Below are 22,371 nucleotides of genomic sequence, written 5' to 3'. Positions count from 1 at the left end.
ACGTCATACCCTGCCGCAAGTTCGCAATTTCAGGGCATAACTTTAATGAAGTGTAAATATAATGATTTTGAGGCGTTATTTTGTTGATAACTTTCTTTTAAAAAAAGTGATATTTCTCAATTTTGGATTTAATTTTGAATGGAAATTAGTATCTAAAAGTAGAATCCGGTTAAAAAAATGAACTTCGACCGTCTGAAAGAAAAACTAGAAATCCTTGCTGATGCAGCGAAATATGATGTTTCCTGTTCATCCAGCGGAGGTACCCGCAAAAACAAGAAAGGTGCTTTAGGAGACAGTTCTGTAAGCGGGATTTGTCATACCTATACGGAAGACGGCCGTTGTGTTTCCCTTCTTAAAATTCTTTTAACGAACCACTGCATTTATGACTGCGCTTATTGTGTTTCCAGAAGTTCAAATGATATTAAAAGAGCCGCTTTTACCGTGGAAGAAGTGGTTGAACTCACCATCAATTTTTACCGGAGAAATTATATTGAAGGATTGTTTCTGAGTTCAGGGATTTTTAAAAATGCCGATACAACGATGGAACGTTTGGTGAGGGTAGCCAAAAAATTACGTCTCGAAGAAAATTTTAACGGGTATATTCATTTAAAATCTATTCCCGGCGCAAGTGATGAGTTGATGCAGGAAGCCGCATTATATGCAGACCGGTTGTCCGTCAATCTTGAAATTCCTACAGAAAGTGGCTTGAAACTGCTGGCTCCGGAAAAGAAACGTGAAGATATGCTTCAGCCCATGCGTTATATTCAAAAAGGGATTTCGCAATATAATGACGAAAAGAAAATTTTCAGAAAAGTTCCGAAATTTGTTCCGGCAGGCCAATCCACTCAAATGATTGTCGGAGCAACCAATGAAAATGACCTTCAGATTATTAAAGTAGCCGATCATTTTTATAAGAACTTCAATATGAAAAGAGTGTATTACTCAGGCTATGTCCCGGTTCTGGAAGATAAAAGACTGCCTTCATTAACCACTGAAGTTCCGATGCTTCGTGAAAACCGTTTGTATCAGTCCGATTGGCTCATGAGATTTTATGGCTTTAAAGCTGAAGAAATTTTAGATCCGAATATTCCGTTTCTGGATTTGGAAGTGGACCCGAAATTAGGTTGGGCGTTGAGACATTTGGACCAGTTTCCGATCAATCTTCAAACCGCTGATTATCAAATGATCTTAAGGATTCCAGGAATCGGTGTAAAAACCGCACAAAAAATTGTTGCGGCAAGAAGATTCCAGATTCTCAATATGGATCATCTTAAAAAGCTGGGAGCAGCAGTGAACAGAGCAAGATATTTCATTGATTTCAACTCAGGAAATACATTTCTGAAATATTTAACGGATAAAAACTTCAGAAAATTATTGATTGGTGGAAGTTCTTCGAAGTTTCACCACCAGTTTTCACAGCAACTGAGTTTATTTTAATTTTATACTCATAAAACTTAATATAATCTTTGTCATCTGAACGGAATGTAGTGAAGAATCTAAGCAATATTAATAGATGTCCCCTTACAAAATGACAAAGCAACTTAAAAACAATTAATAATCTTCAAATCTTCACATTCTCAAATTTTTAAATTAAAAATGACCACCTTACTTTACGATGGAACTTTCGACGGGCTTTTAACAGCAATATTTGAATTTTTTGAATATCGTTATAAAGATGTTGAAATAATCAGTAAAGAAAAGTTTGTCCAGGAAAATATGTTTGCAGGCATTCATGAAGTCATCACCCAACATGATAAAGCAGAAAGAGTATTGAAAAAGCTGGAAAAAAATATCGGCAAATCAGGTGTTCATCAACTGTTGAAAGTTTTTTTGTCGGAAGATACCGAGCTTGAAAAACTTATTTTATCTGCTGTACGGCAATCCATTCAGCATCCTGATGAAAATATTCTTCAAAATTATGCAGATCAGGATATTTTAAAAATTTCCAGGATTTGTAAATCTGTAGACCGGGAAAGACACAGAATGACGGCTTTCGTAAGGTTTGAAAAGATGCAGGATGGTGTTTTCTTTGCCAAAATAGATCCTGATTTTAATGTGATCCCATTAATAAGAAAACATTTTAAGGACCGTTACCAGGATCAGAAATGGATGATCTATGATCTGAGAAGAAATTACGGCATTTTATATGACCTGCAAGATTGTGATTTCTTTTACCCGGAGGAAAAATTGAACCTTAATCAGTATCAGGAAAAGTTTCATGATGAAGAACAGAATTACCAGAAACTCTGGCAGAGGTATTTTGTGAAAACCAATATTGTGGAAAGGAAGAATCTGAAATTACACATACAGCATGTTCCGAAAAGGTATTGGAAGTATTTAACGGAGAAGAATTGATTCTATAAATAATTTAATACCTTGAAAACAATTTATTCTTACAGATCAGGCAAATTTAGCAGATGATCCTGTTAAATCTGCGAGAAAACAAAACTTAAAACGGACATGAGAAAAACCTTACTTCTATTGGCTTTAGTGACAATTCTAAGCTGTAACCGTGATAAAAATTCATCAGATATTAAAGTTTTCAATATTGGGATTAAAAACTCAGATTCTGAAAGTTTAATTGAGATTAATAAACAAGGAAATACTATAAAAGAACGGTTCCCAACTCCTCAAGGTTATGATTGGGTTGAAGAACAACCGGATTCTTTCGGGTATTTTATTGAGAATTTCAAACTGAAACCTTATGGATCTCCAATTTTGAAATATGATGGAAATCCAATTGCCACGCAACATCTTCATGAGGCCGTTTTTGATATTGATACCGGAAATAAAGACTTACAACAATGTGCAGATGCAGTGATCCGTTTGAGAGCTGAATATTGGTATAAAGCTAAAAGGTTCGATGACATTAAATTTCACTTTACAAATGGTGATCTGGTAACCTGGAACGATTATAAAAATGGGGTACGAGCATTTGTAAACGGTAATTCTGTAACTTTTAGAAAAGCGGCTGATGCTGATGATTCTTATCAGAGCTTTAGGAATTATCTGGACTTGATTTTTAATTATGCAGGAACCATTTCACTAAATCAGGAAACCAAACCTGTTACAAAAAATTCCAACTTGAAAACCGGAAATATTTTAATCACTCCCGGAAGTCCGGGACATGTTGTTCTCATTACCGGAGTATGCAAAAACAAAGACGGAAAAAGGTTATTTTTATTAGCTGAAGGATTTACACCTGCTCAGTCTATTCACTTAATTTCCAATCCTTTTGATCAACACATCTCGCCTTGGTATGACTTGGATGTTGATGCTCCGGAAGTCAAAACAGCACGTTATCTTTTTAACCCCCCTAACTTTAGAAGCTTTGATAATTGATATTCAAAACTATTATCAAGTTACTACTGTAGTCTGAACTAGTTTTTGTAAATTTGTGTTCGAAATTTTTTACTAGATGAAAGAGAGTGCTGTAAAAAAAATTGCAGTTCTTACTTCGGGAGGTGATTCTCCGGGTATGAATGCAGCATTAAGAGCGGTGGTAAGAACCGCTAACTACTATCATATTGAATGTTACGGTGTACGAGAAGGGTACAATGGATTGATCCATGATGACTTCCTGAAAATGGGTCCTCGTTCCGTAAAAAATATAATCAACCAGGGCGGAACGATACTGAAATCTGCCAGATCCATGGAATTTAAAACTAAAGAAGGGCGTCAGAAAGCATATGATAATTGTGTGAAGCATGGAATTGATGCCTTGGTTTGTATTGGAGGAGACGGAACCTTTACGGGAGCAAAAATCTTCAATGAAGAATTCGGGATCAGAGTAATTGGTGTTCCTGGAACTATTGATAATGATATTTTTGGGACTGATAATACCATTGGTTATGATACGGCCTTAAATACGGCGATGGAGGCCATCGATAAAATCCGTGATACAGCCACTTCTCACAACAGGGTTTTCTTTGTGGAAGTAATGGGGCGTGATGCCGGTTTTATCGCCTTAAACAGTGGATTGGCAACTGGTGCTCTGGATATTTTAATTCCTGAAAAGAAAGACAGTATGTCTGACTTGTTCGCCAACTTCAGAAAGGCAGAAAAGACAGGAAAAGCTTCAAGCGTTGTAGTCGTAGCGGAAGGTGAAAAATTAGGAAACATTTATGATCTTGCGAAGGAAACTAAAGAAGAATTTCCTGATTATGACATCCGTGTAACCATTTTAGGACATATTCAAAGAGGGGGTTCTCCAAGCTGTGCAGACAGAGTATTGGCAAGCAGGCTTGGATATGGGGCCGTAGTAGGATTAATGGAAGGAAAAACAAACGTAATGGCCGGAATGCGTTCCAACGATCTGGTATACACCCCGATTGAAGAAGCCATTAAAAAACATAACGAAATCAATAAAGATCTTTTACTGATTTCAGAAATATTAGCAATCTAACTTATTTTTATAATCAAAAACAACTATTATGTCAACAATCAAAGTAGGTATTAACGGGTTTGGTAGAATCGGACGTCTTGTTTTCAGAGCAATGACTGAAAGAGATAACATTGAAGTAGTAGGAATCAATGACCTTATCAATGCGGAATACATGGCTTATATGCTAAAGTATGATTCTGTACACGGTATTTTCCCGGGTGAAGTTTCTGTAGAAGGTAACGACCTTGTGGTAAACGGAAAAAGAATCAGAGTAACTGCAGAGAGAGACCCGAACAACCTAAAGTGGAATGAAGTAGGTGCTGATTACGTGGTAGAATCTACAGGTTTATTCTTAGATAAAGAAAGTGCTTCTGCTCACTTAAATGCTGGTGCAAAAAAAGTAATCCTTTCTGCTCCTTCTAAAGATGATACGCCAATGTTCGTAATGGGTGTCAATCACAAAGAGCTTACAGATGATATCAAAATCTTATCCAATGCTTCTTGTACAACCAACTGTTTAGCTCCATTAGCTAAAGTAATTCACGATAACTTCGGAATCGTTGAAGGTTTGATGACGACGGTTCACGCTACAACAGCTACTCAGAAAACTGTTGACGGACCTTCAGTAAAAGACTGGAGAGGTGGTAGAGCTGCTTTGAACAATATTATCCCTTCTTCTACAGGTGCTGCTAAAGCGGTAGGGAAAGTAATTCCTTCATTGAACGGAAAATTAACAGGGATGTCTTTCAGAGTTCCAACGGTAGACGTTTCTGTAGTTGACCTTACGGTAAGATTGGAAAAAGCTACTTCTTACGATGAGATCTGCGCTGCAATCAAAGCTGCTTCTGAAGGTGAATTGAAAGGGATCTTAGGATATACTGAAGATGCTGTAGTTTCTCAGGATTTCGTAGGAGATAAGAGAACTTCTATTTTCGATAAAGATGCAGGGATCATGCTTTCTCCTAACTTCGTAAAACTTGTTTCTTGGTATGACAACGAAATGGGGTACTCTAACAAGTTAGTGGATATGCTTGTACACGCTGCTTCTTTGTAATAAGAGATAAGCAATAAATAATATAAAACCTTCCAATCGGAAGGTTTTTTTGTTTATATTTTTATTAAAACTCAGGATACTTTAAAGGGTTTTTTCATTATTTGATTATCAATCTGATTCACAACCTACTTGAATTTTTATACTATTACATAATGCTGGTAAACATTGTTGAAGTAACTGCATAAGTACTTTTGTAAAAACTGTTTCAAGGAATTTTAACTATCCACAAAATAAAACCTCCCAATGCTTGAGAGGTTTCCAGTTTATCATTTTCAAACAGCTAATAAAGAAAATTCTAAACTAATTTATCTGTACAGTTGCATTTTTTAAGATAAATCTTTTAGAATTAGATATAATTTCTGAAAAAATGTTAACTCTAAAAACAAAAAATTTAAGAGTTGAGTTCCCACGGTTATTAGTTTATACAAATTTTGGGATTTTATGAATGCAAAAAAATCACCCTTTTGTAGTATTTTTTAAGAAAACTTTAACTATTTTAGATTCAAACTGAAATCATGGAAAATGAAGATCACAACCATCTTTTACGCGAAATCTGGAACTCTTATCCGGGCATAGGAAAGGAAAAAAAAGAAATATTAAAGAAACCACCCATTGAAAGAGTGATTGGTGAAATGTTTTCTATAGGTGAATTTTACTATTATGTTCTCAACCTTACCAATAGTACACTTTCTCATCATCATGAGGGCATTTTAAAAATTCATGGTTTAAAAAACTACCCTGAAAGTTTAAAAGAGATCATTGATCTTATCCATCCCGATGATATTCCCTTTGTCATGAAGGCAGAACAGACGGCAATTGAAAAAATGCTGGAAATTGGAATACAGCACCAGCTTTATTTAAAATCCAGCTATTGTTTCAGGATGAAAACATCCCGTGGGAATTATGAACTTTTCCACCATCAGGCGATACATACTTTAGAAGATGAAAATAACAAGCTGATACAGTCTATTAACATCCATACCAACATTCACTATATTACCCACCAGAATCCTTATACGGTACTGATTTCAGGAATAAGCCCGAGAAATGATTTCCACCAGATAAAAATTGCCGGTTCATCTTTATCAGACTATCCGCAGATAGACTTAACTAAAAGAGAAAAGGAAATTTTATCCCTGATTGCCAAAGGATATTCAGGGAAAGAGATATCCAAAATTCTGATTCTTTCCGAACACACTATAAGAACACACCGGAAAAACATCCTAAAAAAAACAAATTCAAGAAACAGTAAGGAACTTTTGAAAAATGCTTTTGAGTGGGGATTGATTTAGCCTAACTGACAAATTTCATTGAGGGATTTCGGTGTAAAACTTGTATTTTTATCTTCCATGGGAAAAATAGTTTTACAACCACGATTTAAAGATTCGCCACATTTTAAAAAATTCTGGGAAAGCGGAAACGGGAAGCTGCTTATTGATTTTTCCGGTGCTGAAGTAAGTTTTAAGAATTTTGAAAAATTTGCGTCCTATTATTATCATGTGGATGAAATTGGCGATGAGGTAGTAAAGGAAGTATACCTAACTAAAAAATTTCATGAAGCTTCAAGAGAAATTGAATATTATATCAGAAACGGAGTCTCAGAAAACGATGATGTTCCTGAAAGTGTAAAACAATTATTCTCTCAGACTCAGGCAATTCCTGAATGGCTTGATCGAAACCTGCTGAAAACCGGTGCCGAATTATGCATGAGAAGCGGATTAGATGCATTGATTTCCTTAAGAGATTATTGCCTGATCGGAGGTTATGATTACGCCTATCTCAATAAACCTCTTATCGCAACGGAAGCCCTAAAAAAAGGAGCCGTAAAGCGTCTTTCCGAAACTTTGGACTTCTGGGTGAATGCTACAAGATATAATGCATTGGAAGTTCACGCTAAAGGCTATGAGTTTGCGATAAAAACCAGGCTTATTCATTCCTATGCAAGACTATCCATCAAAAAGCATTACAAAGACTGGGATACGGAAAACTGGGGCGAACCTATCAATTCATGGGATATGATGGCGACGTATATTGGCTTTAGCCTGGTATTTCTTCACAGTTTGCAAAAGTTGGGTAATGATTTTTCTGTTGAAGAAGAGAAGGGCATTTTCCACTTATGGAAATACATCGGATATTTATTGGGTATTCCGGAAAGCCTTTTACCGAATCATAAAAAAGAAGCGACGGAATATTTTTATTTGTGGACTTCCGTGCAGCCTCCCTCTGATAAAGATTCTGTTTTGCTGGCTCATTCTTTACTGAATGAATCCCTGGAAAACCCGATTTTAAAATTTAAGTTTCAAAGAAAGAACCTTCGGTACCTGCATATTTGCTGCACATGGTTCTTATTGGATGATGAGGTGTGTAAAAGACTGGAGATTCCCGATGTTTCCAATAAAAACGGGTTTCCGAAAACCAAAAGATTTTTCAATAAAGTGTATACTTCCATTACAAGCCGTGAAGCTCAGATCAGGGTGGGAAATAAAAAGCATTTGAAAGTACTGAAAGATTATCTGGAAATAACAAAAGGGTCCAATTTTCATTAAATTTTTATTATTCTGGCGAGGGGAAGGTCTCTATTTTACCAATAGAATCCTTCATGTCGCATCCGCTTCGTTCTGAATGACATTCGCTGTAAAATTTTATTAATTTTTAACTATAAAAACCATTTTTCAAGGCAAATAATATTAGCTTTTGATGTTTAAATTATGTATTTTTGAGAAATTATTTTAATACAGATGAGTAATATTGAAGATAAGAAAAAAGCACTTGCACTGGTGCTTGACAAGCTAGATAAAACATACGGAAAGGGAACGGTAATGACTTTGGGAGATGACTCCGTTGACAATACTATTGAAGTAATTCCTTCCGGATCTTTAGGATTAGATATTGCATTGGGAGTTGGAGGATATCCCAGAGGAAGAATCATTGAAATTTACGGACCTGAATCTTCCGGTAAAACCACTTTAACGCTGCACGCTATTGCTGAAGCTCAAAAAGCAGGCGGAATTGCTGCATTTATTGATGCGGAACATGCATTCGACAGAACTTATGCGGCAAAACTGGGAATCGATTTGGAAAACCTGATCATTTCTCAGCCGGATAACGGGGAACAGGCTTTGGAAATTGCGGATAACCTTATTCGTTCCGGAGCCATTGATATTGTTGTTATCGACTCGGTAGCAGCGCTTACTCCGAAAGCGGAAATTGAAGGCGAAATGGGAGATTCCAAAATGGGTCTTCATGCAAGATTAATGTCTCAGGCGTTAAGAAAACTTACGGCTACGATTTCAAGAACGAAATGTACGGTGATTTTCATCAACCAGTTGAGAGAGAAGATCGGGGTAATGTTCGGAAACCCGGAAACAACAACCGGTGGTAATGCATTAAAGTTCTACGCTTCCGTAAGAGTAGATATCAGAAAAGCGAGTGCGCCAATCAAACAAGGAGATGAAGCGATTGGAAGCCGTGTGAAAGTGAAAATCGTGAAGAATAAAGTAGCTCCGCCTTTCAAACAAGCGGAATTCGATATCATGTACGGAGAAGGGGTATCCAAAACAGGAGAAATCCTTGATCAGGCAGTGGAATTAGGAATTGTGAAGAAGAGCGGTTCCTGGTTCAGCTATGAAGATACTAAACTGGGACAGGGACGTGATGCGGTGAAAGATGTTTTAAAAGACAATCCTGAACTTGCAGAGGAACTGGAAAACAAAATCAAAGAAGAGTTGAAAAACAAATAATCCATAAAAAAACGGTCTGAATTTCAGACCGTTTTTCTTTTATGCTATTTGTAACTGAAGAGCTCCGGCGAGTATCATTCCTTGGATCAGCGCTTCAAAAAATGTCAAAATGTCACTTTCTTTTATTCGGTATTTTTTTTGAGAATGAATTGGAAAATCAAAAACTCAATTATTATGACTAAAGGAAATATTAATGTATCGGTGGAAAATATTTTTCCGCTAATTAAAAAGTTTCTTTACAGTGATCACGAAATATTCTTAAGAGAACTGATCTCCAATGCTACTGATGCCACTCTGAAATTAAAGCATCTGACAAGCATCGGGGAAGCTAACGTTGAATACGGAGCTCCTAAGATTGAAGTTAAAATCAATAAAGAGCAAAAAACGCTTCACATTATCGACCAGGGAATCGGGATGACGGGTGAAGAAGTAGAGAAATACATCAACCAGGTTGCTTTTTCCGGAGCTGAGGAGTTTTTGGAAAAATATAAAGACACCGCCAAAGATGCCGGAATTATCGGACACTTCGGGCTTGGATTTTATTCTGCCTTTATGGTGGCGGATAAAGTGGAAATTATCACGAAATCTTATAAAGATGAACCTGCTGTTCGTTGGACTTGTGACGGAAGCCCGGAATTTTCCCTTGAAGAAACTGAAAAAGCAGAAAGAGGAACAGAGATCATTCTTCACATTGCTGAAGATTCAACGGAATTTTTAGAGGAAGGTAAAATCCGTGAATTGTTGCTGAAGTACAATAAATTCATGCCTGTTCCTATTAAATTCGGAACCAGAACCCACACCTTGCCTTTACCTGAAGATGCTCCTGAAGATGCCGTAGCAGAAACGGAAGAAGTAGACAACATCATCAATAATCCTACTCCTGCGTGGACGATTGCTCCCAGTGAATTAACAAATGAGGATTATATGAAATTCTATCATGAATTATATCCGATGCAGTTTGAAGAGCCGTTGTTCAATATTCATTTAAATGTAGATTATCCGTTTAATCTGACAGGAATTTTATTCTTCCCGAAACTGAACAACAATTTAAATATTGAAAAGGATAAAATTCAGTTATATCAAAACCAGGTATTTGTTACCGATGAAGTAAAAGGAATTGTTCCTGATTTCTTAATGCTCCTTCGCGGGGTGATTGACTCTCCGGACATCCCGCTGAATGTTTCCCGTTCATATCTTCAGGCAGACGGCGCGGTGAAGAAAATCTCTTCTTATATCACCAAAAAAGTAGCCGATAAAATGTCTTCTCTGATCAATGAGAACCGTGAAGATTATGAGAAAAAATGGAATGACATCAAAGTGGTGATTGAATACGGATTGGTCACCGAAGAGAAGTTTGCGGAAAAGTCTGACAAGTTTACCCTGTATCCTACAGTAGATGGTAAATATTTCTTATGGAACGAGCTCACCGAAAAAATCAAGCCTTCACAAACGGATAAAGACGGTAATTTAATTGTTCTGTATGCATCTAATGCAGATGAACAACACAGCTATATTCAATCTGCACAGGATAAAGGATACGAAGTTCTTCTTTTGGATTCTCCTATTATTCCGCATGTTATTCAGAAGCTGGAAACAGCCAAAGAGAAAGTTTCTTTTGTAAGAGTGGATGCGGATCACATCAACAACCTGATTAAAAAGGATGAGCCTGTCATTTCCAAATTAAACGATACGGAAAAAGAATCGTTAAAGAAAAATGTGGAAGAAGCTATTAAAGATGCGAAGTTTACAGTTCAGCTTGAAGATCTTGATAGCAATGATGCTCCATTTACCATTACCCAGCCGGAATTCATGCGAAGAATGAAAGACATGCAGGCAACAGGAGGTGGCGGAATGTTCGGAATGGGTGGTTTCCCTGAAATGTATAATCTTGTGGTGAATTCTAACAGTGAGTTTGCCAACCGGATTCTGAAAACCGAAAATACCGAAGAAAAAGATAATCTGATCAAATACGCTTTAGATCTTGCTAAACTTTCCCAGAATTTATTGAAAGGAAAGGAGCTGACGGATTTTATTCAGAGAAGCTATCAGCAGGTGAGTAAATAAGATCAATCAATAATTAAAAAGTTTCGGCGGAGCCAAAGGCTCCGCCGAAAATTTTTAATTATTACGCTTCCCCTAAAATTTCTTGCAGTTCCAGCCACCGCATTTCATGATTTTCAAGTTTTTCCGAAACGGTTTCTAATTCCGCCGAGAGTTTGGCCACTTTCTCATAATCGATTTCATTATTAAGAAGTTCCAGGATTTTCGAGCGTTGTTCCTCCAATTCAGGCATTTCTTTTTCAATAACTTCCAATTCTCTTTGCTCCTTAAACGAAAGCTTTCGTTTTTTTGAGTTGTTGGATTGTGAATTGTTTGTAGCAATAATATTTTCTTTTGCAGGCTCTGTTTTCTGAACGGTACTTTTTTCTAAAGATTCCTCCCTGCTTTTGGCCTCGCGGTATTCAGAGAAATTGCCTACAAAATCTTTGATTTTTCCGTTTCCTTCAAATGCCAAAATATGATCCACGATCCTGTCCATAAAATAACGATCGTGAGAAACTATGATCAGGGAACCCTGAAATTGCTGTAAGAAATTTTCTAAAACCGTTAAAGTAGGAAGGTCAAGATCATTGGTAGGCTCATCAAAAATCAGGAAATTAGGGTTTTGGTAAAGAATATACATCAAATGCAATCTTCTTTTTTCTCCTCCCGAAAGTTTGGAAATAGGAGAGTACTGCGTCTGATCGTCAAACAAAAAAAGTCTTAAAAATTGAGAAGCAGAAAGGCTTTTTCCATTCGCTAAAGGATAGAATTCTGCAATTTCCTTGATAAAATCAATCACTCTTTCATCTTCCTTATATTGCAGGCCTTTTTGAGAAAAATAACCGAAAGAAATAGTTTCACCGGTTTCAATTTCCCCTTTATCGGCTTTTTCAAAACCCTGAATGATATTGAGAAGAGTAGATTTGCCCACTCCGTTTTTTCCGATAATACCTACTTTTTCACCACGTTGGAACTGGTAGCTGAAATCTTTCAATAAAACCTTATCCCCAAAACTTTTATCAATATGTTTTAATTCCAGAATTTTTTTGCCGAGACGTTTCATTTCAAAGTCCAGCTCAAGACCTTGTTTTCTCGTATCTGTTTTGGCTACTTTTTCAGTTTCATAAAAGGCATCAATTCTGCTTTTGGATTTGGTGGTTCTCGCTTTAGGCTGTCTGCGCATCCATTCCAGCTCCTTTCTGTATAGGTTGTTAGCTTTATCAATGGTTGCATTCATGTTTTCTTCGCGGATCATTTTGTTTTCAAGATAAACCGCATAGGACCCATTATGAACGTAAAGATTATTATCTTCCATTTCCCAGATAATATCACAAACACTGTCAAGAAAATACCTGTCGTGGGTTACCAGTAATAAAGTGATTTTCGCTTTGTTCAGGTAATTTTCAAGCCATTCCACCATTTCTACATCCAGGTGATTCGTCGGCTCGTCCATAATCAGTAAAGTATGACGGTGTTCTGCTCTGGTTTCAGTTAATAATTTGGCTAAAGCAACACGTTTGATCTGTCCTCCGGAGAGAGTGCCCATTTTCGCTTCCAGATTGGTGATTTTAAGTTGGGAAAGAATTTGTTTCATTTCATTCTCCAGATCCCATGCTTTATGAACTTCCATATCAGCTAACGCTTTTTCAATGAAAGCATTGTCAGTGGAATACAAAGACAGATGATAATTTTTGAGAGCATTGATCGGTTCCGAATCCAGGGTCATCATAAACTCATCAATCGTAAGATTCGGATCATAATCGATTTCCTGATCAAATAGGACCACCTGAATATCCTTGTTGATAACTATCGTTCCGCTGTCTGCGATTTCTTTTCCCATTAAAATTTTAAGCAGCGTAGATTTTCCGCTTCCGTTTTTCGCTACGATAGCAATTTTATCCCCTTCATTGATGTTGAAAGAGATGTTTTCAAATAAGACTTTGATACCGTAAGATTTAGTGAGATTTTCAGCAGCAACGTAATTCATTTCAATAGATATTTTACTGCGCGAAAATACAAAATATTAGAGGGATAGAAGATAAATGTAATTTATAACATTTTTTAATGTAGATTTGATATACAAATTAAACACTAATACGATGTTACAATTCAATTTTCTGGCTATTTTATTAGCCGCTTTAGTTCCCCTTGTAATAGGGTTTATCTGGTATAATCCGAAAGTTGCAGGAACAGCTTGGATGAAAGCCTCCGGAATGACAGAAGAAAAAATGAAAGGTTCCAATATGGCGATGATCTTTATTTTTACCCTTGTTCTGTCATTTCTGATCTCCTTTTTTATGCAATTTCTCACCATCCATCAGTTTGGAGCTTCAGGAATGATTGGCGGAGATGAATCTCATGCAACACCTTCTTATTTTGCATTTATGAAAGAGTACGGAATGGCTTTTCGCTCATTTGGACATGGTGCTCTGCACGGGTTTTTGGCTGTACTTTTCTTTGTTTTCCCCATATTTGCGATTAATGCCATGTTTGAAAGAAGATCATGGAAATACATTTTTATTAATGTAGTATATTGGGCTATTACATTGATGATCATGGGCGGAATAATTTGTGGTTGGTATGCAGCAGATGGGTTCAATTGGGTAACACAGAAATAATACTAATTAAATGAACAAGGCTGCATGAGTAGCCTTTTTTATGTCTTATACCTATACAATATATAACAGCGTTGCCGGGTTACCATTGAACTGGAATGCTGTAATTGGGAATCATAATATTATGCTCTCCAAAGAATACTTCAATGCGTTGGAAAAATCTGCTCCGGATAATATGCAATGTTATTTTATGGGCTTTTTTAAAGATAATGAATTAATTGGTGGTGCATTGTTTCAGTATCTGAATTTTCAATATCATTCCTCGTTTCAGAAAAATCAGGTTTGGTGCAGTATCAGGAATTTTTTTGCCAGAAAACTGGGAAGAGACGTGATGATATTGGGAAATAATATGCTCACTGGTCAAAACGGGTTTTATTTTGATTCCTCAAAAATCACACTCGAGCAGGTGATCCCTTTGCTGGATGAAGCTGTTGAGACCATGCAAAAAGAAAGAAGAAAAACAGCATTGGTCATTTATAAAGATTATCAGGCAGGATTTATCAATCATTTTCAGGGAAAAAACCATCATGCTTATTTCAGGTTTTCCGTTCAGCCCAATATGATGTTAAGACTGAAGAAAGATTGGACGGTTTTTGACGATTATCTCAATGCTTTTTCCACTAAATACAGGACCAGGGCGAAAACCGCAAAGAAAAAACTTCTGGGGGTTGAAAAAAGAGAGCTGAGTTTAGAAGCAGTTAGAAAATATCAGACAGAAATGAATCTGCTGTATCAGAATGTAGCTGAAAATGCTCCTTTCAATACTTTTTTTCTTGCTCCCAATCATTTTGAAAAGATGAAAGAGTATTTGGCTGATCATCTGAAAATATTCGGATACTTTTTCAATGAAAAGCTGATTGGTTTTTACACCCTGATTCTCAACAATAATGACGTCGATACCTACTTTTTAGGCTATGATAAAACCCTTCAGAAAGAAAAACAATTGTATTTAAATATGTTATTGGATATTGTTGAATTTGGAATTCTCCATAGGTTCAGCAGGATTATTTTTGGGAGAACAGCATTAGAAATAAAGTCGACTATTGGAGCAGAACCTGTAGAAATTTTTGGCTTGATCAAGCATACGAATAAAATGCTAAATCCTTATATGGGAAGAATCTTTGTTTCTTTAAACCCAAAAACAGAATGGATTCAGAGAAAGCCCTTCAAGTAATATATTTCTGTGACAGTGTAGTGATATTTTTAATAAATTTAACTAAATGAGCTTTAAATTTAATAAGCCATTATGAGTTTTGCATGGAAGAAATAAAGATTTTTGTGTCAAATTTTTACCATGAAAAACTTTATTGCTTTATTTCTTTTACTTTCCGGAATATACGGTTATGCACAGGTGATTTCCGGGACAGTTTTTTCAAGTGAAGAAAATCAACCGATTCCTTACGTGAAAATAGGAGTTGAAAAAGAGACCTCCGGAACAATTTCTGATGAAAACGGGCAGTTTTCCATTGACCTTTCCCAAACTGATAAAACGCGTAAAATAAAGATTGAAGTAGCAGGATTCGAGAATTACACAACATCTGTTTTAGATTTTATCAAGAATAATGATCAGAAAATATTCTTAAAAGAAAAAGTTAAAAATATACAAGAAGTAAAGCTGACCTCTAAAAAATTCGTGGATAAAAACTGGGGTGTGAATACAAAGACTAAACATGTGTTGTACTCTGTGAATCCGGAACTCCGTAGGGAAGATTTCCTGGGAGAAACAGCACTGGAATTTAATGCAAATAAAAGATCAAAGATTAAAAATATTAACCTGAATGTTGCAAGCTATCAATCAGACAGACCAGTTGTAATGCGTTATTCGATCTATAGTGAGAAAAATGGTTTTCCAGATCAGAATATTCTTGATGAAGAAATTACGGTGAAGCTTACCGAAGATAAGATAAAATCCGGAACTTTTGTATTAGATGTGAATGATCGAAATATTTGGGTACAAGGAAAGTTCTTTATAGGGATTCAATTTTTAAAAGAGTTTGAAGGAAAGGTAACTATCAGTGCGGCTTTATTCAGGACGGGTTTTATCAGAAAATTTTATGGGAATTGGGAAAAAATGACATTAGCTGCTCCGGCTATACATATTGATGTGAAAGTGGATAAAAATGGTAAAAATATAAAAGACGAAATGGAAGAGGATCATCATGAAAAACTCTCTATGTTGACACCAGATATCAGTCAATACAATGAAGAATCTGAAAATTCAGCATATGGTAAAAACGATTCCGCCGGAAAAGTACTGAAGCTGAAAGACGCGGAACTATATTATGAAATTTATGGAGAGGGACAACCTCTTGTTTTGCTTCATGGAAACGGGGGAAGCATTAAAGAATTTTATAAACAGATCCCGGAACTTTCAAAACATTTTAAAATTATTGCCTTGGATACAAGGGCACAAGGAAAAAGCAGGGATTTTACTCAAAATAATCTTACCTATAAAATATTTGCAGATGATCTAAAATCTTTAATAGATCATTTGGGTTTGCATAAAGTAAACATTATGGGTTGGAGCGACGGAGGAAATACCGGACTGGAATTCAGTCTGAAATACCCTGAAAATCTTAATAAACTGATCATCATTGGAGCAAATGCTTTTCCGGAAGGAGTAGAAGAAAGCCTGTTGAATAATTTTAAATTGAAAGCACAGGTTTTAAAGCTTGAAAACACACAGGACAAAATAAAGGAAGCCAGATTACTGACATTGATGCTTCATGAACCGGATATCAACAAAAGATTCTTAAACAAAATTTCCAGTCCGGTTTTTGTAATAGCCGGTGAAAAAGATGTCATCAAAAAAGAACATACAGAAATGTTGGCAAAAGAACTCAGAAATTCTAAGTTGAAGATTTATGCAAATGCTTCTCATTATGTTCCCTTCGAGGTTGCCGATGAACTTAACCGGGATGTCATAGATTTTCTGAAGAATTAATCCAACGTCAATCTCTTTAAAGACCAGATATTCCCATTGTAAATGTCCAGATCTACTTTAGTGTTGATTCCATGAACGATCCCGTTTTCCGTAAACTGCCAGAAATCCCATTCATCATTCGGTGACGGAACAGGGACGTCATTGTAATTAGCCAGCCAGAGCGGGTAACCATCAAATTCACCTTTTAAAAAATCTTTGTAATAATGATAGTACGTGTAGATAATCGGTTTTTCGCCATAAGCTTCCTCTACTATTTTACACCAGACTTTTAAATCTTCAATCAGCTTTTTATTGGTCTTTCGTTTGGGGATTTTTTCAATATCCAGGATAGGCGGGAGGTCACCGCTTTCCAGCTTTACATTCTCCAGAAAATTATTAGCTTGTATTACAGGATCTTCATCGGCTCTGTAAAAATGATAGGCTCCCCGGATGAGCTCATGCTTTTTGGCTAGTTCCCAGAAATCATCAAAATGCTTATCCGCACTGCGGTTTCCCATCGTTGCACGCATGACGACAAATTCCAGAGGAATGGTTTTATTACCGATGCTTAAGCTATCCCATTTAATGTCTTCTCTGTTCTGATAATGGGAAATGTCCAACCCATAGGTTTTATCCAGATTGGAAGAAAGTATTTTTTGAATTCTTGCCGTTTCCTTTTCACTGTTGTGAAGCTTCTTATGAGTGAATTTGTTGAAGTATAAAGCGTAGTAATAACTGATAGACTGCTTCAGATATAATCCGGTTCCGATAAGAGCAATAATTAAGATCGCCAATACGACTTTACGACGGAAAAAATAATTCTTTCGTCTGTTGGTATGCAGCTTTCTGGCAGTCTTTTTGGTATACTTTTTTTTCGTCATAAAGTTTTGCAAAACTAACTTTTTACGCTCTAAAATGCTAAATAAATTCAGTAAATTTGTGTAATATGGAAACACGTGAAAAAATCATAATTATAGGCGGCGGCTTTGCAGGATTACAGCTTGCGAAAAGTTTAAACAACAAAAATAAAAAAGTGATCCTTCTGGATAGAGTCAATCACCATATGTTTCAGCCGCTTTTTTATCAGGTAGCGTGTGGAAGGATAGAACCTTCCAATATTTCTTTCCCTTTCAGAAAAATTTTTCAGCAATCCAGGAATACACAATTCCGTTTAACGGAAGTGAAAGAAATTGATCCTGCACATAACAAGGTTATTACCGATGAGGCTGAATTTACTTACGATAAACTGATCATAGCAACAGGCTGTAAAACTAATTTTTTTGGCAATAAAGATCTTGAAGGTAAAGCTTTCGCCATGAAAAATACGCAGGAAGCCATCAGTATCAGAAACCACGTTTTAATGACCTTTGAAAAACTGATCATTGAAAAAAGCCGTAGTGATGACGGAAACTGGAATATCGTTATCGTAGGAAGCGGACCAACAGGAGTGGAGCTGGCCGGAGCGTTTGCAGAAATGAAAAAAGAAATCCTTCCACGGGATTATCCGTATATGAACTTCAACCACCTTAAAATCATCCTTGTGAGCTCTACAGAGAAACCTCTTGCCGTAATGAGTCCCGAAGCTCAGGAAAAATCCGAACAGTATCTTAAAGAGCTTGGCGTGGAGTTTCTAAGTGGAGAATATGTAACGGATTATGATGGTGACAGAGTATACATGAAGAGCGGAAAGCAAATTCCATCCAATAATGTGATTTGGGCAGCAGGAGTTACAGGAAATATCATACAGGGGTTTCCTGAAGAAAATTTAATTAAGAACAGATATATTGTTGACCGGTATAATAAAATAAAAGGCTATGAGAATATTTTTGCGATAGGAGATATTGCTTCTATGGAGACTCCTAAATATCCACAGGGACATCCTCAGGTCGCTAATGTAGCCATTACCCAGGCAAAAAATTTAGGTAAAAATCTTTTAAAGAAAAATGTTGGCGAATGGAACGAATATGAATACCATGACAAAGGTTCTTTAGCTACTATCGGGAAGCACAGAGCAGTGGTAGATCTGCCGTTTTTTAAATTTCAAGGTTTTTTAGCGTGGTATTTCTGGATGTTTCTGCATTTAATGCTAATTTTGAGCGTGAGAAATAAGCTTGCGATTTTCTTCAACTGGATGTGGAGTTATTTTAATAAAGATTCCTCCCTGCGATTAATTATTTTACCTAATAAGAAAAACGGAACTTTACAATGAGAATTGATATTATAAGCGTACTGCCGGAATTGATGGAAAGCCCTTTCAAAACCTCTATTTTGAGAAGAGCAATGGATAAAGGACTGGCTGAAGTACATTTTCATCATTTGAGAGACTGGTCTACCAATAAGCACAGGCAAATTGATGACGAGCCATATGGAGGCGGAGCAGGAATGGTAATGATGGTTGAGCCTCTGGATAAATGCATTTCTGAATTAAAATCCCAAAGAGATTATGATGATGTGATTTATCTTACTCCGGATGGGATTACACTGAATCAGAAAATTGCCAATACACTTTCTATAAAAAATAATTTAATTTTTCTGTGCGGCCACTACAAAGGGATTGATCAGCGTGTAAGAGAGCTGCATATCACTAAAGAAATTTCAATCGGAGATTATGTTCTTACGGGGGGAGAATTGGCTGCGTGTGTGCTTGCCGACAGCGTGATCAGATTGATTCCCGGGGTTTTAAATGATGAACAAAGTGCATTAACTGACAGCTTTCAGGACGATTTATTATCACCACCTATCTATACAAGACCTGAAAATTATAAAGGTTTGGAAGTTCCTAAGGTCTTGTTAAGCGGAAATTTTGCCAAAATTGAAGAATGGCGCCATGAAGAAGCCGTAAGAATTACCCAACAAAAACGTCCGGACCTGCTTTAATATGAGCTAAAAATTATCAGGAATAAAAACAATAGTTATTGTGAAATATTATTCACCGCATTGTTTTTTTTCGGGGTATTTAATAAATTTTTTTTATTTTAAATTGTAAATTAGTGGTATGCATTTTGCAATGGTTGAAAAATTTAAGTACAAATAGGTAAATTGATGGTAATTATTTAATTGATTAAGGTTATTTTAAGTATAAAATTAATTTTAATAGGTTATAAATTAATTAATCATATTTGAAAAAAAATAATAAATTTACATTCTAAAATTAATGTGCCAAATTTTAAGAATACAAATGTGTGTTGATGGAGCTTTTCAGTTTTTACAATGTTGAAAATTTGTTTTTGCCGGACCCAAAGCCAGTACATAAGTTAGACCCTAGCATTTCAGGGTTACGGAATTGGGACGAAAGGAAATACAAGAACAAGCTATTTAAAATCTCACACGTTTTCCAGTTAATGAAGGAGGAAAATGGAGTTTTACCATTTGTGATCGGTTTATCCGAAGTATCCGGAAGGAAAGTTCTGGAAGAACTGGTAAAAATGGACCCCTTTCATTCAGAATATGGAATTGTTCATTACAATTCTATGGATGAAAGAATGGTTGATGTGGCAATGCTATATGATAAAAATAAAGTAGAAGTAATAGAATCAGAACCCATTACTTTCTTCTTTGAGATTATAGATAAAAACACAGGGGATTACGACACAACTAGGGATGTACTTTATTCAAAAATTAAATATAAAGGAGAAATTATTAATGTTTTTATCATGCACCTTCCCTCAAAGCGCGATAAAGACCCTAATAAACCAAAAAGATCTTTTATACTCGGAGAAATCCGTCAGAGAATTTTGAATATAGTGAATGAAGAAAGACAGCATGTGATTTTGTGTGGTGATTTTAACGAGAACCCAGATGATGAAAATTTAGTAAAGATTCTCTATGATGACAACCATGAAAAGGTGTTGGAAAACCCTTTTCAAGAGTTGTTTTCTACAAGAAAATATTCTACTTTTCATTATAAGTCTGGACTGCTATTTGATCAGATTTTATTATCAAAATCTTTTTTTGATAATAAGGGTCTGACTTTCCGGAATGCGCAAGTGTTTAATTCTGTGAAAATCAGCAGTCGAGATAAAAGATTCGAAGGCCGTCCTTTTCGGACCTTTGCAGGTACCCGATATTTGGGAGGCTACAGCGATCATTTTCCGGTTTTTGTACAATTTGAATGCTTATAGTAAAAACATGAATAAAAAGAGTAGAATATGAAAAATTCAAGTACCACTAGTTATCATCTAGATTCCATCGACAAAGAGATCATCTATATGTTGATGGATAACGCTAAGACTTCTTTAGCGCACATTTCAAAAAACGTCGGAATTTCAACTACAGCGGTGCACCAGAGAATTAAAAAACTGGAACACGCCGGAGTTATCGAAAATTCAATTTCATTCCTGAATCCAAAGAAAATTGGTTACAAGGTTACTTCCTATATTGGAGTATTTCTGGATCAGCCGAGCCATTATCCGGATGTGGTAAAATCTTTAAAAGACATCAATGAAGTTGTAGAAGCTCATTACACAACAGGTAATTATACTATTTTTTTGAAAGTCCTTTGTAAGGATAATGATCATTTGATGCAGATTCTCAGCAAGCTTCAAAAGCTCAAAGGAGTGATGAGAACGGAAACTTTCATATCTTTGGAACAGGGAATTAACAGACAATTAAAAGTGTGAGAGTATGAATATTGCTCAATATTTGGATTCAACTTATTTGAAAACACCTTCCCAATCAGGGATTTCAGAAGAAGAAACTTTACAGAAAGATAAGAATCTTGCGCAGGAAGCCATCGATAATGGTATTTTTGCTGTAATGATCCGTCCGGATTATGTATCAGAGATCAAAAAGTATCTTCAGAAAAGGAATTCAAATGTTGTAGTAGGTACGGTAATAGGATTTCATGAAGGCACTTATTCTATTGATGAAAAACTTGCCGAGGCCTCAAAAGCAATTGAAGACAGAGCAGACGAACTGGATTTTGTAATTAATTATAACGCTTATCTTGAAGGAAATAAAGAGCTGGTAAAAGAAGAGTTTGTACAATGTACAAAACTGTGTCTGCAACATCACAAAGTTGCCAAATGGATTATTGAAATTGCAGCTTTAACCGATAACCAGATAGCTGATCTTACTAAAAATATCTCTGCTTGGGCAGAAGAAAATTTTTCCGAAAAAGACTTATCCCATATCTTCGTTAAATCTTCAACAGGATTTTTTGAAACTGCCGGAGGAAAACCCAACGGAGCAACATTTGAAGGCATAAAAATTATGCTTGATAATGCAGGAAAACTACCTGTAAAAGCAGCTGGGGGAGTAAGGACCCCTGAAGATGCGGAAAAGATGATCAGAATGGGAGTGAAGAGAATTGGAACCTCTTCAGCATTAGCCTTAATTAAAGATCAATCAGCGTCAGAAGAATATTAAATTAATTACTCTTCAACACTAAAAAAAGAACCATCAGTCAGCGATGGTTCTTTTTTTATACTTGTGCCTGGTATTCTGCATAAAACTCTTGTGTTTCTTTGATCAGCGCATCCATTTCTTCCAGTGTGAAAACCTCCAGAAACTTCTTTCTGAAATCTTTGAAATGAGGGATTCCGCGGAAATAGTTACTATAATGTTGTCTCATTTCAACCAGACCTAATCTTTCACCTTTCCATTCAGCGCTC

19 protein-coding genes and 1 pseudogene are annotated in these 22,371 nt (G+C 36.1%); 17 read left to right on the top strand and 3 right to left on the bottom strand.

Going from position 1 to position 22,371, the window contains the following annotated elements:
• The first annotated feature begins 177 nt into the window (after positions 1-177).
• The 9 genes from ACGHIN_RS03125 (at position 178) to htpG (ending at position 11,242) form a co-directional block, all read left to right on the top strand.
• A complete protein-coding gene (locus ACGHIN_RS03125) occupies positions 178-1,437 on the top strand; it encodes a putative DNA modification/repair radical SAM protein (RefSeq protein ID WP_390450732.1) in 1,260 nt (419 codons plus the stop codon).
• Between the two features lie 159 nt (positions 1,438-1,596).
• Positions 1,597-2,355, top strand: coding sequence for a TIGR03915 family putative DNA repair protein (locus tag ACGHIN_RS03120; protein WP_390450731.1), 759 nt, complete (start codon positions 1,597-1,599; stop codon positions 2,353-2,355).
• Positions 2,356-2,460: 105 nt separating this feature from the next.
• A complete protein-coding gene (locus ACGHIN_RS03115) occupies positions 2,461-3,342 on the top strand; it encodes a DUF4846 domain-containing protein (RefSeq protein WP_390450730.1) in 882 nt (293 codons plus the stop codon).
• A gap of 76 nt (positions 3,343-3,418) precedes the next feature.
• Positions 3,419-4,405, top strand: coding sequence for a 6-phosphofructokinase (gene pfkA / locus ACGHIN_RS03110; protein WP_390450728.1), 987 nt, complete (start codon positions 3,419-3,421; stop codon positions 4,403-4,405).
• Positions 4,406-4,433: 28 nt separating this feature from the next.
• Positions 4,434-5,438: a type I glyceraldehyde-3-phosphate dehydrogenase gene (gap, locus tag ACGHIN_RS03105; RefSeq protein WP_121460071.1), complete on the top strand. Its 1,005-nt coding sequence runs from the start codon at positions 4,434-4,436 to the stop codon at positions 5,436-5,438.
• A 515-nt stretch (positions 5,439-5,953) separates the two neighbouring features.
• Complete coding sequence (locus tag ACGHIN_RS03100; protein ID WP_390450726.1) at positions 5,954-6,730, top strand: response regulator transcription factor; 777 nt, start codon at positions 5,954-5,956, stop codon at positions 6,728-6,730.
• Positions 6,731-6,787: 57 nt separating this feature from the next.
• Positions 6,788-7,984, top strand: a complete 1,197-nt coding sequence (locus ACGHIN_RS03095; RefSeq protein WP_390450724.1) for an oxygenase MpaB family protein — start codon at positions 6,788-6,790, stop codon at positions 7,982-7,984.
• A 192-nt stretch (positions 7,985-8,176) separates the two neighbouring features.
• Entirely contained in the window at positions 8,177-9,178 is a 1,002-nt protein-coding gene (gene recA / locus ACGHIN_RS03090) for a recombinase RecA (protein ID WP_390450722.1), read from the top strand.
• Positions 9,179-9,352: 174 nt separating this feature from the next.
• Positions 9,353-11,242 carry a molecular chaperone HtpG gene (htpG, locus tag ACGHIN_RS03085; RefSeq protein ID WP_390450720.1) on the top strand — a complete coding sequence of 630 codons (1,890 nt, stop codon included), beginning with the start codon at positions 9,353-9,355 and terminating at the stop codon, positions 11,240-11,242.
• Positions 11,243-11,303: 61 nt separating this feature from the next.
• On the opposite strand, the gene ACGHIN_RS03080 is transcribed toward htpG, so the two are convergent.
• Positions 11,304-13,208 carry an ABC-F family ATP-binding cassette domain-containing protein gene (locus ACGHIN_RS03080; protein ID WP_390450719.1) on the bottom strand — a complete coding sequence of 635 codons (1,905 nt, stop codon included), beginning with the start codon at positions 13,206-13,208 and terminating at the stop codon, positions 11,304-11,306.
• 112 nt (positions 13,209-13,320) lie between these two features.
• Between ACGHIN_RS03080 and ACGHIN_RS03075 the strand changes: the two genes are divergently transcribed.
• The 3 genes from ACGHIN_RS03075 (at position 13,321) to ACGHIN_RS03065 (ending at position 16,780) form a co-directional block, all read left to right on the top strand.
• Entirely contained in the window at positions 13,321-13,839 is a 519-nt protein-coding gene (locus ACGHIN_RS03075; protein ID WP_390450717.1) for a DUF1761 domain-containing protein, read from the top strand.
• A gap of 40 nt (positions 13,840-13,879) precedes the next feature.
• Positions 13,880-15,010, top strand: a complete 1,131-nt coding sequence (locus ACGHIN_RS03070) for an 8-amino-7-oxononanoate synthase (RefSeq protein ID WP_390450715.1) — start codon at positions 13,880-13,882, stop codon at positions 15,008-15,010.
• Positions 15,011-15,130: 120 nt separating this feature from the next.
• Positions 15,131-16,780 carry an alpha/beta fold hydrolase gene (locus tag ACGHIN_RS03065; RefSeq protein ID WP_390450714.1) on the top strand — a complete coding sequence of 550 codons (1,650 nt, stop codon included), beginning with the start codon at positions 15,131-15,133 and terminating at the stop codon, positions 16,778-16,780.
• Here the strand turns inward: ACGHIN_RS03065 and ACGHIN_RS03060 are convergent.
• Positions 16,777-17,640 (bottom strand): glycoside hydrolase family 25 protein, encoded by an 864-nt coding sequence (locus tag ACGHIN_RS03060; protein ID WP_390450712.1) that lies wholly within the window; start codon positions 17,638-17,640, stop codon positions 16,777-16,779. The genes ACGHIN_RS03065 and ACGHIN_RS03060 overlap by 4 nt on opposite strands.
• A gap of 65 nt (positions 17,641-17,705) precedes the next feature.
• On the opposite strand from ACGHIN_RS03060, the gene ACGHIN_RS03055 reads away from it, so the two are divergent.
• The 5 genes from ACGHIN_RS03055 (at position 17,706) to deoC (ending at position 22,126) form a co-directional block, all read left to right on the top strand.
• A complete protein-coding gene (locus tag ACGHIN_RS03055) occupies positions 17,706-18,968 on the top strand; it encodes an NAD(P)/FAD-dependent oxidoreductase (RefSeq protein WP_390450710.1) in 1,263 nt (420 codons plus the stop codon).
• On the top strand, positions 18,965-19,636 hold the full coding sequence (gene trmD, locus ACGHIN_RS03050; protein ID WP_390450708.1) for a tRNA (guanosine(37)-N1)-methyltransferase TrmD: 672 nt from the start codon (positions 18,965-18,967) through the stop codon (positions 19,634-19,636). The genes ACGHIN_RS03055 and trmD overlap by 4 nt, the downstream gene beginning before the upstream one ends.
• Before the next feature lie 311 nt (positions 19,637-19,947).
• Positions 19,948-20,880 carry an endonuclease/exonuclease/phosphatase family protein gene (locus ACGHIN_RS03045; protein WP_390450706.1) on the top strand — a complete coding sequence of 311 codons (933 nt, stop codon included), beginning with the start codon at positions 19,948-19,950 and terminating at the stop codon, positions 20,878-20,880.
• A 27-nt stretch (positions 20,881-20,907) separates the two neighbouring features.
• Complete coding sequence (locus ACGHIN_RS03040; RefSeq protein ID WP_390450704.1) at positions 20,908-21,378, top strand: Lrp/AsnC ligand binding domain-containing protein; 471 nt, start codon at positions 20,908-20,910, stop codon at positions 21,376-21,378.
• 4 nt (positions 21,379-21,382) lie between these two features.
• Positions 21,383-22,126, top strand: coding sequence for a deoxyribose-phosphate aldolase (gene deoC / locus ACGHIN_RS03035; protein ID WP_390450703.1), 744 nt, complete (start codon positions 21,383-21,385; stop codon positions 22,124-22,126).
• Between the two features lie 55 nt (positions 22,127-22,181).
• Here deoC and ACGHIN_RS03030 read toward each other — a convergent pair.
• A pseudogene (locus ACGHIN_RS03030) lies at positions 22,182-22,371 on the bottom strand (tRNA dihydrouridine synthase DusB); the annotation flags it as partial.

The sequence above is a fragment of the Chryseobacterium barbadense genome, from assembly GCF_042849955.1.
GTDB lineage: Bacteria > Bacteroidota > Bacteroidia > Flavobacteriales > Weeksellaceae > Chryseobacterium.
This window is presented reverse-complemented; position numbering and strand designations above follow the sequence as displayed.